The sequence below is a fragment of the Paractinoplanes atraurantiacus genome (assembly GCF_900215205.1).
Classification (GTDB): Bacteria; Actinomycetota; Actinomycetes; order Mycobacteriales; family Micromonosporaceae; genus Actinoplanes; species Actinoplanes atraurantiacus.
In genome coordinates this window covers 98,296-113,491 of the sequence record NZ_OBDY01000009.1, presented here as the reverse complement: position 1 = coordinate 113,491, position 15,196 = coordinate 98,296, and the positions used below count along the sequence as shown (strand labels likewise).

Below are 15,196 nucleotides of genomic sequence, written 5' to 3'. Positions count from 1 at the left end.
GGCCTTTCGATACCGGTGAATCGGCAGCGTCCTCAAGCTCTCGGCGCAGTGAATGAGATTGTATTTCTCATTGGTCGAGAAGTGTGTTGCCCCGCCCCGGCGTAGGTCGGTGATGTCTTTTCGAGTGGCATGATCCTTCAATTGCTCTCGATCTTCTGGGTGCGGGATAATGGTTCATGGCGCCGATGGGGTTCTTTTCTAGGTCGGAAATTGCTGGTTGGCGGGATTGGTCGGGGGTGCCGAGTCATTCGCCGGCAATGGTGGAGTTCCGGCGTGATCATGTGGAGCGTCGGCGGTGGGGACTGAAACGGCGCCATGCGTTCAAGTTGTGCCGGTTGCATGGTTGTTCGCGGGTGTGCGGTGAGCTTGGGTTGCATGATCCGGTCGAGCGGATACCGCCGTTGATCTGGGATGACGACATTGAGTGGGTGCGGCGGCCGGGCCCGGGTGGGCTCGCAGGTGAAGCGATAGCCGCTGATCACCCGCGGGCCGGTTCTGTCTGCTGTGCGGAGGAGTCCGTTGAGGGTGAGGGGGCGATGCGCGCGGAGTCGGCGGCGCAGGTCGAGGCTTTGGCACGGGCCGTGCCTGCGACCCGGGCGGAGGCGTTGGCGCCGGTCGAGCCGATGATCCAGGCGGAGGCGGCGGTGCCGCCCGAGTCGGCGGGGCAGCTTGAGGCGGCGATGGAGCTTGAGGCGGCGATGGAGCTTGAGGCGGCGATGGAGCTTGAGGCGGCGATGGAGCTTGAGGCGGCGATGGAGCTTGAGGCGGCGATGGAGCCTGAGGCGGCGGCGCGGCCCGAGCCGGCGGTCCAGGCTGAGATGGTGGCGCGGCCCGAGCCGGCGGTTCGAGCTGAGATGGGGGTGTCGGCTGGGCCTGCGGTCCGGGTGAAGGTCCTTCCTAGGGTCGCGTCCGCTGGGCGGTCGGGACCCCGGCGCCCAGCCGGGTTTGCCGGCCGGGCGCCCTTCAGGATTGAACGTTTGCGGACGCCCTGGGTCGGCCGAGCGCGCTTTCGGCGTCGGCCGCATGGGGGTGGCATAACGGAATTCGGCGACTTCAGAATTGGCGATCTCGCCGCGGCTTGCAGCAAGTCGCGGAGCGCTGTGATTGATGACGCTGGCGGAGGAGTCGTCACGCGAGAAGGGCGGCGGCAGCGGCTGAGTATTTGCCATCCGAATGGAGGGAGGAATCTCCAACGGCTGGATTCGGTTTGATGGAGCGTGCCGGGCTGTATCGAATGGCGTGGGCGGTTACTGGGGTAGGGGGCCGCCGGCCAGGACGATGATGACGCCGGCGGTGGCGGCTGCCAGCAACGTCAGGACTGGGCCCCGGCGCAGGAGCAGGGTGAGGAGGGCGGCGCCGGTCAGGACCGCGTACTGCCAAGGCTGCGTCAATGCCCGGATCAAAGGGATCGTCGAGCCCAGGATGGCGCCTATGGCGGCGGGGGCGGCGCCGTCCAGGAAAGCGCGGACTCGCGGGTTGGCTCTTAGCTGGTCGAAGCGGTGGGCGCCCAGCAGGATGAAAGCGAACGACGGGCCGAACGCCACGACCGCGGCCAGCAGGCCGCCGGCCAGGCCGGCGGCGGCGAAACCCACTACCGCGACGGTGTGCACGACCGGGCCGGGGGTGATCTGGCCCAGGGCTACGGCGTTGAGGAACTCGGCGTCGGTCATCCAGTGGTAGTGGTGGACGGCGTCGGCCTGCATGAGCGGGATGATGACGAAGCCGCCGCCGTAGGACAGAGCGCCCACTTTGAGGGCCACCCAGGCCACCGAGAACAGCACACCGCCGCCCAGGCCGGTCGCGGCCAGCAGGGGAAGTGCGCGCAACGGATGGCCGCGGCGGGACTGGGCGGCGGGCTTCGGGCGGGCGGGCAGGTGCTGGGCCAGGACTTCGGCGAAGCCGCAGGCGATCAGGAGCAGGACCAGCCAGGGGCCGATGGTGGCCGCGGCCGCCGCGCCCAGGAGCAGGTAGAGGGTCCAGCGGTAGCGGCTGCTGTGTACGGGGGCGCGCTTCCAGCCCGGCGGCATCAGAGAGATGCCGGCCTGGGCGGCCACGGCGGCCACGGCAGCGCCCGCGCCGGCCCCGGCCGCGACCACCCAGGTGGGCGGGTTGCCCAGGAACAGGGCCGACAACGCCAGGATGACGATCAGGCCGGGCAGGATGAAAGCGGCACCGCCCACCAGGGCGCCGGCGCGGCCACGGACCCGCCAGGCGCAGAAGATGGACAGCTGGGTCGAGGCGGGGCCGGGCAGCAGGTTACAGGCGGCTATGGCGTCCTCGAACTCCTGCGGGGTCAGCCACTCGCGCTCCTCGACGCAGAGTTTGCGCAGCAGGGCGATGTGGGTGGGCGGGCCGCCGAAACCCACGCAGCCGATGCGGCCCCACTCGCGCAGGACCGTCGTCAGGGACGCCTGATACATCGGTCAGGAGCCGGCCGGCTGGAAGAGCTCCACCGGGTTGCCGGCGGGATCGTCCAGGACGATCTGGCGGCCGCCCGGGCCGCTGACCACGTCGCTGCGGAAGGTGACGCCGGCGGCGCGCAGCCGGGCCACCTCGGCGTCGATGTCGCCGACCAGCAGGTGGATGCGGTTCCAGCCGCCGGGGGAGGGCTCGCGGCCGTCCGGCATGGGGCGGCCGGCCGAGCTGGCCGGGCCCGACAGCAGCAGCCGCAGGTTGCCGCGCCGCACGTCGGCGAAGGCGGGCAGGAACGTGGTGTTGGAGGTGAAACCGAGGTGGCTGGTGTAGAAGTCGATCGCGGCCTGGACGTCGTCCACCAGGTAGCGGACGTGCACGGTGCTGTCAGTGATCATTACTGACTCCCAGGTGCAGTAGGAAGGTGACACGGGCGGTGAGGTCGTCGGCCACCTGCTCGAAGGCGGGGAGATCGGCCGGCTCGGGGATGCTCCAGTGCACTCGGCGGCCGGAGCCGGGGAACTCGGGGCAGACTTCCTTGACCCGGTCGCACAGCGTGATGACGAAGTCGAAGCGGTCGCCGGTGAACTCGTCGAGATGCTTGGGCCGGGCCGCGCTCAGATCGATGCCCCGGGCGGCCATGACGGCCACCGCGTGCGGGTGGATCGGCTTGGGGCGACTGCCGGCGCTGAAGGCGGCGCCCCCGTGGTGATGACGCAACAGGGCCTCGGCCATCTGGGAACGGGCGCTGTTGCCGGTGCACAGGAACAGGACCCGCCCGGAATAGGAGGGCGGGGTGGGTGGCGGTGTCAGCGACAGCGCCGGATGCAGGGCGGCCCCGGCCCCGGCCAGCAGGGCCGAGCACCGGGGCAGGTCGAGCGAGTAGTACGTGTCGCGGCCGTCGGCGCTGCTGCGCCGGGCGGTCACCAGGGCCGCCTTGCGCAGCTTGCCCAGGTGGTACGACACCAGGTTCTGCGGCTGGCCGAGCAGCGCCGTCAGCTCACGCACGGCCCGGTCGCTGCCCGCCAGCTCGCTCAGCAGCCGCCATCGCACCGGATGGCCGGCGGCGATCAGGAACGGCGGCGGGGTCACGCCCGCAGATTACATCAAATCAATTTGATGCAACAGCGCCCGACGATCCGACCAGCTGGAAGATGGCCACGCCCGGGCCCTGGTAGAAGACCTTCCAGTCGGACGAGGCGCGCAGGGCCGTCTCCAGGGACTTCATCGCGTCGTCCGGCTCGGTGCCGAAGTAGTCGGTGTAGTCGTCCATGGCCTCGCTGACCACCAGGTAGTTGGTCTTGTAGTTCATCGCCCGGATGTACGTCTCGATCTCCGGCAGCCGGGCGCCGGTGATGCTGTTGGTGAACAGCGGGTCGCCGACCAGCGAGATGTCCACCGACACGTGGCCCTTGTTGAAGGAGCCGTAGTTGCCCGTCAGCTTCGTCGGGAAGTTCGGCGCGACCAGGATCAGGCCCGAGTCCGGTTCGGCGTGCTCGTAGAAGTAGTCGGCGGCCACGATGTCGGTGGCCCGCACCTGATGCACGTACAGCTGACCCTGAAGGCCTTGCAGTCCGGCCAGCAGCAGCGCCGCCATCAGCAGGCCGGACAGGATCATCCCGGGGACGCCCCGGCGGCCCTTGCCGGCCCAGAGCAGGCCGATCAGCAGGCCGACGAACGGCAGGGAGAAGGCGAAGACCCGGTAGATCGCCTCGCCGCCGTAGTTGCCGCCGACCAGCGTCGCCATCGGGGCGAAGCCCAGCACGACCGGGATCAGGACGCGGCCGACCCTCTTGCGGGCGAGGAAGACCACCAGCAGCGCCACCGCCCACAGGCCGATGGCCAGGACACGCGAGACCAGCGCCGAGAACTCCTGCTCCGGTGTGCCCCAGGTCTGGGCGTTGCCGCCGGCGTTCGTCAGGAAGTCCAGGCTGAACAGGGTGTACGTGCTGGCCACGGAGACCAGGCGCGGGCCGATGAAGACGACCGCGATGGCGATCAGGCCGATCGTGAACTTGCGCGGGCGCAGGATCCCGAGCACGGCCAGGATGATCACCGGGATCATCATGACGACCGGGGTGAGCTGGTGAGACACCACGATCGCGCCGTAGACGCCGGCCGCGCCCAGGCTCGCCCAGCGGCGGGTCCGCCGGTCGGTCTCCATCGCGGCCGGCATGCCCCGCACGAGCCAGCGGCGCAGCCGGTCGATGCGGCCCTTCGGCTCACCGGTGAAGGCCGGCACCACGACCAGCCAGCGGATCACGATCACGAAGAAGGCCAGCATGAGCGGGAAGACGAACGCCTGCGGCGAGAAGTAGCCGATGTCGACCCACATCGTGGCCTGGAACAGGAACACACCGACCGCGATGATGCGGCGGTCGCGGGTGAACTGGCGCAGCAGCGCGGCCGTGATGACCGAGGTGACCAGCGCGAAGAACAGCGACGACCAGGCCGAGAACGAGATCGCGTCGACGCCGGAGACGTGCGAGATCATCGCCACCACGGCGAAGAAGCCGGGCCACTGCTGGTAGATGTCGCTGCCGCTGATCAGGTGGCCGTTGTCGCGGATCAGGTCGACGACGCCGATGTGCTTGTACGTCCAGGCGTACTCGGTCGTGCCGTCGAGCAGCGGGACCGTGGCCTGCATGATGACCGGGATGATGACCAGGTGGGCGGCCATCACGTACGGGCGGGCCCGGCCGAACAACTCGACCGCGAAGCCGATCAGCAGCAGCACCGCGCCGATCACGAAGGGCACGCCCAGGGCGGCCGTGAACCCGTACAACCCGACCTGGTCCGGTTGAAGCGCGACCAGTGCCAGGATCCAGAGGCCGAGCCCGGCGGCCATCGTGAAGAACGGCAGCGCACGGAGCACCGGGCCGTTGTCGACGGTCTCGAGCGGCTGGCCGGCGCCGCGGGGCACGGCGAAGCCGAGCCGGAAGAACTGAACCGCCGACCCGATGAGCGTGGCTCCGGCGAGAACACCGAGCCAGACGTACGGCTGCCAGAAGCGCAGCCACAACGGGACGACCGCGACGAACGTCGTCACCGCGAGCCCACCGGCCATGGTCAGCGCCCAGGAGAGGAGGCGGCTGCGGGTGTTCGCCACCGACATGATCGCCGCGCCCGGGCCGATCAGCACGAAGAGCACGAGCAGGGCGACCGAGGCCGGTCCGCTGACGGCCAGGCCGATCAGGCCGATCGCGGCCGCGAGCATGCCGGCCGCCGCGAACTCGGGCCGATGGTCGGCGGCGGCGTTCACGTCGATGGTGGTGGTGCGCTCCAGCGCCGCCGGCGCCGGTCCGCCGGTGGTGATCACCGGGGCCGGCAGCATGCGGGTCTCCGACTGGTCGTCGGGGCTGAGCGGGATGCGCACCGTCCGCTCGCCGACCTCCAGGCGCGTGGTGGCGTCCTTGTCGACCGAGCTGATCACCGCGGTGGCGTCGATGTCGCCGTCCACGATGCGGACGGTGGCGTCCGGCTGGTCCGAGCGCGGTTGCATTACTTTCGGGCCTCCGTGAGTCTGGTGGCGGCGCGTCGCCCCTTCAGGTACGCCCGGGGCCCCGCGAGCATGCCGCGGCGGTTGGCCGAGAGAAGCTCCCGTGGGAAATCGTCGCGCAGGGTGGCCGTCCGCGGGGTGTCCTTGCCGGTCATGTCCCGCAACGCGTGCGGTGCGAGCCGCAGCAGGGGGAAGATCAGGCCGGGGCGCTTCATGAGCAGGCTGGTGTACGCGGCCACGAGCCCCGTGCCGTACCCGACCATCTGCTTCTCGAGGCCCTGGTAGTCGCGGCGGTGGTAGTGCCGGGTGACCGCCGACGGCTGATAGACGATGGTGCCGCCGCTGAGCAGCACCTGGGTGAAGGCCAGGGTGTCCTCGGAGCCCATGGCCGGCGAGCCGGCGCCGAGCGCGGTGTCCCACATGCCGATCCGCTCGATGACGCCGGGCCGGAAGGTCATGTTGGCGCCGGTGGCGAACGGCGGCAGCGGGTAGAGCGGGCTCTGCCGGTGCGCGGTGTGCGGGCCGAAGGTGTCGGGCGTGAAGCCGCGGCCCTTGCTGTGCCCGCCGAACTGCTCGAACCAGATCTGGGCGCGGGTCTCCAGCTCGGCCGGCACGATCACGCCGGAGATCACGTCGGCCTCGGGGTGGTCGTGCAGGGCGCGGGCGATCTCGGCCAGCCAGTTCGGGTCGGCCACCTCGTCGTCGTCGATCCAGGCCAGGATCTGCCCGGGCGCGGCCTTGGTGGCGGCGTTGCGGGCGTACGACAGTCCGGCCCGCGGCTCCAGCAGATAGTCGACCGGGCCGCGCCGGGCCGCGGCGCGGACCACCTTCTCGGTGGCGTCGGTGACCGGCGCGTTGTCGACGACCAGGATGCGGAAGCCGGGGTAGTTCTGCGCGATCAGGCTGTCCAGGCACTGGGCGAGCATCTCGGGGTGCTCCCGCGTGCAGATCACGACGGTGATGTGCGGCGCGGTGGCCAGGATCTTGCGGCGCGAGGCCAGGAACTCGTCGCCCCGGGCGAGCTTGGGGCGGATCACGTCGCCCAGCTCGGCCTCGATGGCGGCGGACAGGGCGGTCGATTCAAGACCGTTCTCCGGTACGTCGACGAGCACGGTTCCCAGGGGCTCGGTGTGCCACCGGACCAGGACCCAGGCCTGCTCGGCCCGCCGCCCGTCGGGCTGCACGGCCGGCACGGCCGGGAGGGTCTGTGCCAGGTCGACGTCGAGGACGACGGCGGGAAGGACGGTGGTGCTCATCGGGCCGGCTCCAACTCTGCCTTGGGCCGGCGCTTGGCGGCGACCGTCTCGACGACGCCGCCCCACCCGGCGGCGAAGACACCGGCGACGATGCCGCCGGCGCGCGGGAGGTCGCCCGTGCTCAGGTTGCGCAGGACGGCCTTGGGGAGGGACCAGAGGTAGGACCGCTCGGCGCCGAGCGTCTCGCCGCCGTCGTGCAGTCCGGCCATCTGCACCTTGCCGCGGCCCTCGGCGTAGCAGCGGTGCACGAAGAAGCTGAACGTGGAGCGCTGGGCCGGCACCTCGTGGCGGATCACGGCGCCCGGCACGTACATCCAGTGGCCGCCGTCCAGCGCGCTCATCCGCAGGCAGAGCTCGGTGTCCTCGGGGCGGTTGCGGTCGCCCAGCTTGCCGAACCCGACCCGGAAGCCGCCGACGGCGTCGAAGACCGAGCGGCGCACGACCATGCTGGCCGACCAGACGTTGCGCACGGGCGAGGTGACGGTGGGCATGCCCGCGTACGAGCCGCCGACCGCCCACAGGAACTCGTCGGGCATCCACCGGGGCCGGTCGCGTTCCCAGGCCGGCTCGATGCCGCCGCCGCTGCCGACCACCTGCGGGTCGGCGAACGGGGCGATCAGGTTTTCCAGCCAGTCGGGCTGGGCCGTGATGTCGTCGTCCATGAAGGCGACCAGGGGGGTGGTGGCGTGGAAGGCGCCGGTGTTGCGGTTGCCGGAGACGCCCTTCGCGTACGCGTTCTCGAGGACCGTCACGCCGGGCAGGTCCCGCTGGATGCGGCGGAACAGCTCGGGGTTGTGATCGACGACCACGATCACCTCGGCCGGCGCGAACCGCTGCGACTTGGCGCAGGCGATGGTCCGTACGAGCGAGGACCAGCGTTGTTCGGTGTGCGTCGGTATGACGATCGACGTGGCGAGCAGGGGGGAAGGCACGGGGAGCGTCTCCTGGAGCGAGGGGGTTGGAGGACGGTCAGTCTTCGAGAACGGGGGTCTTCTTGATCTCGGTGCTGACCACGCCGACCTCGGGCCTGCTCTGCTGGTGGACGATCACGCCACCCGGGCGGCGCACGCCCTTGCTGTTGGTGGCGCGCATCCGGCCGTACTCGCTGAAAATGGTCCGGAGGACGCGGAAACCGTCCCGGAAGGTGTTGAGGTTCGTCTCGCCGTGGATGCGGCGGTGCTCGATGCTGCCGACCTCGCCGACCTTCATGCCGTCGACCGCGGCCCGGATGTTGATCATCGTCTCGATCTCGAAGCCGTCGCCCCACAGCTTGGAGCCGTCCGCCTGCTTCGGGAGCCGGATGTCGGGCAGGTCGAGCACCGGTACGACGCTGCGCCAGAACGCGTTGTAGCCGTAGCAGAGGTCGGTGAACTTCGTACCGAACAGTACGTTGACCACCAGGTTGAGCCCGTCGTTGCCGAGCTTGCGCAGCTTGGTGATGTCGTGGCTGAAGCCGCCGTGGTTGAAGCGGGAGCCCTTCACGAAGTCGGCGCCGGCCACCAGCTTGGCCACGAACAGCGGGATCTCGGCCGGGTCGGTCGAGCCGTCGGCGTCGATCATCACGATGATGTCGCCCGTGCAGGCGGCGAAACCGCAGGCGAGCGCGTTGCCCTTGCCGGTGCGGGTCTGGTGCACCACGACCACGTCGGGCCGCAGCTCGCGGGCCACCTCGACGGTCCGGTCGACCGATCCGCCGTCCACCAGCACCACCTCGGTGATGTCCGCCGGAAGCTTGGCGAACACGTGAGGCAGGTTGCGCTCCTCGTTCAGGGTCGGAATCACGACGCTCACGCTCGGTGATGTGCGTCCGTCACCCTTCGTGTTGTTGGTGGAGGCGGAAATATCCATGTCGGTCCCTTTCCGGGGTGGCCGCGGCGGCAAGAGGCGTAAGGAACTCGCTTCTGTCGCCCCACCGTAGCAACCAGCTACGAAGCGTCAACCGACCTAAGAGACGGCTCCATCTCGACTGCCTGTGCGCCCGCTGTGAGGCCGTGGAGCTCAGTGGATACGCTCCGGCAACACGCCACGACTTTGGTCACATTCTCACCGTGAGTAACGGACGGCAGGATTGATCGGGACAGGTTCGGCGCAAAAGTCGCGGAACTCGCCTTCGCCTTCAGATCGCCCAGTGGGGCCGCAAAGAAAAATGTCGGAATACTCCGCGTGAAATTCGTCACCGAAGGTAGACATCACTGTCCGTGAGGTCCTGGTTGCGAGCCGGTTGCGACACGGCCTCACCTGGGACCACGGCAGGCCCCTGCTTTGGGTACTGTCCCGTAGGTTCCGAGCGCGATTACTTTTGGTGAGGCGATGAGCACTGATGAAGCCCTCTGTGTCTGCGGGCATCCGCGGCGGGCGCACGAGCACTATCGCTCCGGATCCGAGTGCTCGCTGTGCGAGCCGGCGGCCTGCCGGCGGTTCCGGCGAGCGACGTGGTGGCGCCGGATCCTCGGGCGTGCGAATGCCTACTAGATCTGTAGGCTAAGTCTCACTTGAGACCCGCTCGTGGGGAGGGACTGCCATGCCGCTGCCCGATTTCCTGATCGCCGGGGTGCCGAAGGCGGGAACGACCGCCCTGCACGCCGCGCTCGTCCAGCACCCCGGCCTGTTCCTGCCGACGGTCAAGGAGCCCAAGTTCTTCCTCTTCGACGGCCCGCCGCCCACCACGGGCGGCCCCGGCGACGTGCAGACCTATCAGGAACACGTCTGGCGCCAGGAGGAGTACGAGGCCCTGTTCGCCCCCGCGCCGCCGGCGGCCACGCTCGGCGAGGCCACACCCTTCTACCTGTACGACCTGAAGGCGCACGAGCGCATCAAGGCCCTCATCCCGTCGGCGCGGCTGATCATCCTGCTGCGCGACCCGGTCGACCGGGCCCATTCGAACTGGACGCACCTCTGGAACGCGGGCCTCGAGCCGGAGGCCGACTTCCTCACCGCCTGCCGGGCCGAGGAGTCCCGCAAGGCCGCCGGCTGGGCCGATTTCTGGCACTACGTCAGCCTCGGCAAGTACGGCGAGCAGGTGCGCCACCTCTACGAGCACTTCCCGCGCGAGCAGGTCCTGCTGATGCGCTACCGCGAGCTCAAGGACGACCCGGCGGCCGCGCTCGACCGGGTCTGCTCGTTCCTCGGCGTCGCCACCGGGGTGCTGACCTCCATCCCGCGCGAGAACGTCAACCGCCACGTGGTCGAGGACGGCGACGTGAACCGGATCCTGCGCTATCTTCTGCGCACCGGCGGAGCCTTCGGGCATCGCTTCCCGGTGCCGCTGCGGCTCGCCGCCCGCGGGCCGCTGCTCACGCTGCTGCACCGCAAGAAGGGGGCCCGGCCGGTGACCACGCCGCACGAGCGTGCCGCTCTGCTGCCGTCGTTCGTTGACGACATCGCGCTGCTGAGTGAGGTCACGGGGGAGAACTACGACGACTGGCTGTCCGCCGACCGACACGCGAGCGCCGCCGAATCCCCACATTCTTGATAGATGATGCATACTTGCTGGGCCCGTTCGCGCCGAAGGAGTCGCCTTGACCACCGGAATCTCGATCATGCCGCTGCCCCGCTGGGACGACTCCACGGTGGTGGTCGAGCCTCCCGGTGAGGAGCCGGGCGCCTGGGCCGGAGCGCCCAGCTCGATCGTGGTCGACGGGCGGTTCTACCTCGCCTACCGGCTCCGCCTGCCGATCGGCGAGGGCCGCGGCATCGCCAACGTGATCGCCGCCTCCGACGACGGGGTCAGCTTCACGCCGGTCGTCGAGGTCACCAAGGAGCAGTTCGGCGCCGAGTCGCTCGAGCGGCCCGCCATCGTGCACACCCCGGACGGCAGGTGGCGGCTCTACGTCAGCGCCGCCACCCCCGGCACCAAGCACTGGCGGGTGGAGCTGCTCGAGGCCGCCACCCTGGCCGGGCTGGCCACGGCGACGCCGCGCACGGTCCTGGCCGGCGACGACACCGTCGGCGTCAAGGACCCGGTGCTGCACCACGACGAGCACGGCTGGCACCTGTGGGCGTCCGTGCACCCGCTGGAGAGCTGGGACGACGCCGACCGCATGACCACGGAGTACGCGACCAGCCCCGACGGCGTGCACTGGACCTGGCGGGGCACGGCCCTGGCCGGGCGCCCGGGCCAGTGGGACGCCCGCGGAGTGCGGGTCTCCTCCGTCCAGGTCACCGGCGACGAGATCACGGTCGCCTACGACGGGCGGGCGACCGCGGGGGAGAACTGGGAGGAGCGTACGGGCGTCGCGCGCGGCAAGCGTCTCGCCGACGGCAGCTTCGGCCGGCTCACCGCGGAGGACCGCGAGCCGCTGGGCAGCCCGCACGAGCCCAACGGCCTGCGCTACCTGAGCCTGGTCGCGCTGCCCGACGGCCGGCAGCGCGTCTACTACGAGGCCACCCGCGCCGACGGAGCGCACGACCTTCGTACCGAATTGTTCTGATGTTGTGAGAGCGCGATCACGATCCACGGGGTCTGAGCCCTTGGATCGATCTTGATGCTCTACCTTCGTTGGTGACGCCAGGTGCGCGCGGAAAACGGCCGCACCGTCGATGTCGGGGCCGCCCCCACAAGGGGCGGCTTCGTCATTTTCCGCACCTGTTCTGCAACCGTGATTTCCCTGGCCTGATCCCGGCTCCGGCCGATGGGGCCAACCGCTCGGCAACCTCCGACGGTTCAGGAGAGATCAGTGGTTCTTGCAACGGCTTCGAAGGAACAGCCCTACTTCATCGAGTCGGGATGCGACGTCACCGACCCCAGGATCCTGGTCGCGGACGACGACGAGGACATCCGTGAGATCGTCGTCATGAAGCTCATGGCCGCCGGCTACAACGTCATCACCACCGACAACGGCAGCAGCGCCCTGCACCTGGTCCAGTCCGAACAGCCCGACATGGTCATCCTGGACGTGGCCATGCCCGGCATGGACGGCCTCAGCGTCTGCTACGAGCTGCACTCCAAGGCGGCCACCGCGCAGATCCCGGTGCTGATGATGAGCGGCCGCGACCGCCCGCTCGACATCGACCTGGGCCTGACCGTGGGCGCCGACGACTACCTGGTCAAGCCCTTCAGCCCGGCCGAACTCGTCCGCCGCGTGCGCTGGCTGCTCATCGCCAACGCGGACTGACCGTCCGCAGGAAGGCGGTCAGCGCCTGCCGGTAGGGCTCGACCGTGGTCAGGTCCGCGTACTCCTCCGGGCCGTGCTGCCCGTCCCCGCCCGGCCCGAAGATCACCGCGTCGATCCCCCGCGCGTAGTAGAAGCGCCCGTCGGCCGCGCCGTGCTTGCGCAACAGCGTCCCCGGGAACCCCACATCCCGTACGACCTGGCGCAGTTGCCCGACGTCGTCGCTGTCCGGATCGGCGCGGTGCGGCGCCCCGAGCGCCCGCACCTCGACGTCGACCCCGGTGACCTCGCGCAGATGCTCGGCCACTTCTTGTTTCGTACGCCGGTCGAAGTCGCCGTCCTCCGGCGGGAAGCGGATGTCCACCCAGGCCTCCGCCTCCGCCGGCACCTGATTGATCGCCTGGTTGCCGGTCTCGATCCGGGCCACGTTGGCCGTGGTCCGCCAGGCCTCCTCGGCGGGCGCCGGGTAGCGCTCCAGCAGCCGGCCGATCCCCGCCACGACGGCCAGGACGGCGTTCTCGCCCAGCCACGGATAGGCGGCGTGCGCGGCCCGTCCCGTCGCCCTCAGCCGCACGTGGGCGAGGCCCTTCGACTCCGTGACGACCTCGAGCCGGCTCTGTTCACCGATGACCACGAACCCGGCCCGTACCCCCGAATCGACCTGATGCCCCGTCCCGTCGAACCCGCCCACCTCTTCGTCGGTGACGAGCTGAAGGCCCAGGGGGTACGGCACGGCGCGCGCCACCTCGCGGAAGACGGACGCCATCACGACCGCCGCGACCTTCATGTCCTGGGCGCCCCGCCCGTAGAGCCGCTGCCCGTCGCGCCGCGGCGTGAACTGCTCGTCGGCGCCGGGCACCACGTCGAGGTGGGCGTTGAGCAGCACCCGGAACGGCCCGCTCGACCCCTCGGTGCGCACCAGGGCGCTCGGCTTGCCGTGGGACTCGAACCGCTCGACCGTGAACCCCGGCCCGACGACGCCCAGCGTGAACTCGAGCGCCCGGGCGAGGTCGGCCGGCCGGTCCGCCGTCGACCGCACGGCGATGAGCTCGGCGGCCAGATCTACGAGATCCTCCATCGGGCCACGTTAGCTTTTATTGATAGTCGTCGCCGTAGAGGTGGCGGCCCGGATGGCCGTGGAAGAGCAGGCAGCGGCCGTCGTCGTGCGGTCCCCGCTCGGCCCCGCACAGCGGGATGGGATTGATCTCGGAGGCGCTCAGCGACCACTGCACCCACCAGCCGGTGCCGTGGGCGTGCTGGGCCAGGCCGGCGTGCGGGCCCGGATGGGGATGCTCGAGCTCGCAGTGCAGCACCCGGTCGAGGGCGTGCGCCGGCGGTGGCAGCCGGCTCAGCCAGCCCACCTGGGCGTGGTCGAGCTCGATGCGGGCCGGGCAGCGGCTCGCGTCGGCGGCGGCCAGGCTGGTGACATAAGTGCCGGCGCCCTTGCGCGAGGCGATCAGCCCCTCGGTGCGCAGCAGGCGCAGGGCGCTCTGAATCGTCGCGCGGGCCACCTGGTGCTCGGCCGCGAGCACATGCTCGGACGGCAGCTTCCCGCCCACCGGCAGGTGACCGGTGACGATCTCGTGGCGGATCTCGGCGGCGATCTGCTGATACGGCGCGAGGATGTCGACGGTCGGCATCTAAAGGATGCTGCGTGGCTGGTCAGGTGCAGACAAGTACGCAGGCGCGTTCCGGTTGCGCGATCCGGACAACCGTCCGGTCAGCGGGGCCGGCCTGTCCACATGCGGTTCCGGGCGGTTTCAGAAGGTGAAAGGACGGGTGAGAGGCGGCACAGTAACGCTCTCGTGGCGTTTTCGGCCCGGAGACGCCGGGTACCGCCATCCGAAGATCAGTGGGGATGGTGGGGTGGATGCGGACGCTGGGCGGGCGATATCAGCTCGTGCGACGGATCGGCGTCGGCGGCATGTCCGAGGTGTGGCGCGGGCACGACCAGGTGCTCGACCGGCCGGTCGCGGTGAAGATCATGGCGCCCGCGGTCGAGGGCACCCTGGGCCAGATCGGTGTGGACCTGGTGCGCACCGAGGCCCGGTCGGCGGCCCGGCTGGCACACCCGAACGTGGCCGGCGTGCACGACTTCGGCACGTCACCGGCGGTCGGGGAGGGGCGCGAGGTCCCGTACATCATCATGGAGCTGGTCGAGGGGCAGACGCTGGGCGCGCACATCGCGGCCGGCCCGATCGACTGGCGCATCGGGGTGCGCATCTGCGCCGAGGTGGCGGCGGCGCTGGCCGCGGCCCACGCCGAGAAACTGGTGCACCGCGACATCAAGCCCGGCAACGTGATGCTGACCCCGGCCGGGGCGAAGGTCCTGGACTTCGGCATCGCGGCCGCCGTCGGCTCGCACGAGCCCGACCCGGACGGCCCGGTCATGGGCACGCCGGCCTACGTGGCCCCCGAGCGCTTCGAGGGCTGCCCGGCCTCACCGGCGTCGGACATGTTCGCCCTCGGCGTCCTGCTCTACCTGTGCATCACCGGTCACCTGCCGTGGCGCGCCGAGACCCCGACCGAGCTGGTGCACGCGCAGCGCTACAACGACCCCATCCCGCTGCCCGAGTCCGACGGCCTGCCCCCCGAGGTGATCGACCTCTGCTCGCGCTGCCTGAGCCGCGACCCCGAGGACCGCCCGACCGCCCTCGTGGCGGCCCTGCTGCTGGCCGAGGCGGTCGACGCCCGTGTCTACGTACCCTTGCAGGACCTGGACCCGTCCCCCGCGCGACCGAGAGTCTCCCCGTGGGACGCCCAGGCCGCCGAGGCCCCCACCTCCGTCGCGGTGCCGGTGGAGGAGCCCGTCGCGGTGCCGGCGGAGGAGGAGCGGGCCGGCCGCCACCGCGCCGACTAGCGCCGTCGGCGTCACTCAGTGACTCAGCTCGCAATACTTGCCTCTGACGTCAGCGTGA

14 protein-coding genes are annotated in these 15,196 nt (G+C 70.3%); 5 read left to right on the top strand and 9 right to left on the bottom strand.

Annotated elements, in window-relative coordinates; translation table 11 throughout:
• Positions 1-536: 536 nt before the first annotated feature.
• Positions 537-1,211: a hypothetical protein gene (locus CRP55_RS53170; protein ID WP_179855282.1), complete on the top strand. Its 675-nt coding sequence runs from the start codon at positions 537-539 to the stop codon at positions 1,209-1,211.
• A gap of 36 nt (positions 1,212-1,247) precedes the next feature.
• Here the strand turns inward: CRP55_RS53170 and chrA are convergent, their stop codons facing one another.
• The 7 genes from chrA to CRP55_RS21590 are packed head-to-tail and all read right to left on the bottom strand — an operon-like array spanning position 1,248 to position 8,949.
• On the bottom strand, positions 1,248-2,420 hold the full coding sequence (chrA, locus tag CRP55_RS21620; protein WP_097321939.1) for a chromate efflux transporter: 1,173 nt from the start codon (positions 2,418-2,420) through the stop codon (positions 1,248-1,250).
• Positions 2,421-2,423: 3 nt separating this feature from the next.
• Positions 2,424-2,810, bottom strand: coding sequence for a VOC family protein (locus tag CRP55_RS21615; protein ID WP_218854662.1), 387 nt, complete (start codon positions 2,808-2,810; stop codon positions 2,424-2,426).
• A complete protein-coding gene (locus CRP55_RS21610; RefSeq protein WP_097321938.1) occupies positions 2,800-3,504 on the bottom strand; it encodes an arsenate reductase/protein-tyrosine-phosphatase family protein in 705 nt (234 codons plus the stop codon). The genes CRP55_RS21615 and CRP55_RS21610 overlap by 11 nt, the downstream gene beginning before the upstream one ends.
• Before the next feature lie 19 nt (positions 3,505-3,523).
• Positions 3,524-5,914 (bottom strand): hypothetical protein, encoded by a 2,391-nt coding sequence (locus tag CRP55_RS21605; protein ID WP_097321937.1) that lies wholly within the window; start codon positions 5,912-5,914, stop codon positions 3,524-3,526.
• Positions 5,914-7,167: a glycosyltransferase family 2 protein gene (locus tag CRP55_RS21600; protein ID WP_097321936.1), complete on the bottom strand. Its 1,254-nt coding sequence runs from the start codon at positions 7,165-7,167 to the stop codon at positions 5,914-5,916. The genes CRP55_RS21605 and CRP55_RS21600 overlap by 1 nt, the downstream gene beginning before the upstream one ends.
• Positions 7,164-8,099, bottom strand: a complete 936-nt coding sequence (locus tag CRP55_RS21595; RefSeq protein WP_097321935.1) for a glycosyltransferase family 2 protein — start codon at positions 8,097-8,099, stop codon at positions 7,164-7,166. The genes CRP55_RS21600 and CRP55_RS21595 overlap by 4 nt, the downstream gene beginning before the upstream one ends.
• A gap of 37 nt (positions 8,100-8,136) precedes the next feature.
• Complete coding sequence (locus CRP55_RS21590) at positions 8,137-8,949, bottom strand: glycosyltransferase family 2 protein (RefSeq protein WP_245923264.1); 813 nt, start codon at positions 8,947-8,949, stop codon at positions 8,137-8,139.
• 739 nt (positions 8,950-9,688) lie between these two features.
• On the opposite strand from CRP55_RS21590, the gene CRP55_RS21585 reads away from it, so the two are divergent.
• From CRP55_RS21585 to CRP55_RS21575, 3 genes are all read left to right on the top strand, one after another.
• Positions 9,689-10,639, top strand: coding sequence for a sulfotransferase family protein (locus CRP55_RS21585; protein ID WP_097321933.1), 951 nt, complete (start codon positions 9,689-9,691; stop codon positions 10,637-10,639).
• A 46-nt stretch (positions 10,640-10,685) separates the two neighbouring features.
• On the top strand, positions 10,686-11,597 hold the full coding sequence (locus CRP55_RS21580) for a glycoside hydrolase family protein (protein ID WP_218854661.1): 912 nt from the start codon (positions 10,686-10,688) through the stop codon (positions 11,595-11,597).
• Between the two features lie 246 nt (positions 11,598-11,843).
• Positions 11,844-12,281 carry a response regulator transcription factor gene (locus CRP55_RS21575; RefSeq protein ID WP_245923261.1) on the top strand — a complete coding sequence of 146 codons (438 nt, stop codon included), beginning with the start codon at positions 11,844-11,846 and terminating at the stop codon, positions 12,279-12,281.
• Here the strand turns inward: CRP55_RS21575 and CRP55_RS21570 are convergent.
• Together CRP55_RS21570 and CRP55_RS21565 are read right to left on the bottom strand one after the other, a co-directional pair.
• Positions 12,262-13,356: a M20 family metallopeptidase gene (locus tag CRP55_RS21570; RefSeq protein ID WP_097321931.1), complete on the bottom strand. Its 1,095-nt coding sequence runs from the start codon at positions 13,354-13,356 to the stop codon at positions 12,262-12,264. The two genes, CRP55_RS21575 and CRP55_RS21570, sit on opposite strands and share 20 nt — an antisense overlap.
• Positions 13,357-13,372: 16 nt before the next feature.
• Positions 13,373-13,918, bottom strand: coding sequence for a GntR family transcriptional regulator (locus tag CRP55_RS21565; RefSeq protein WP_097321930.1), 546 nt, complete (start codon positions 13,916-13,918; stop codon positions 13,373-13,375).
• Between the two features lie 230 nt (positions 13,919-14,148).
• Here CRP55_RS21565 and CRP55_RS21560 point away from each other — a divergent pair, with 230 nt between their 5' ends.
• Complete coding sequence (locus tag CRP55_RS21560; protein ID WP_097321929.1) at positions 14,149-15,138, top strand: serine/threonine-protein kinase; 990 nt, start codon at positions 14,149-14,151, stop codon at positions 15,136-15,138.
• The last annotated feature ends 58 nt before the right edge of the window (positions 15,139-15,196 follow it).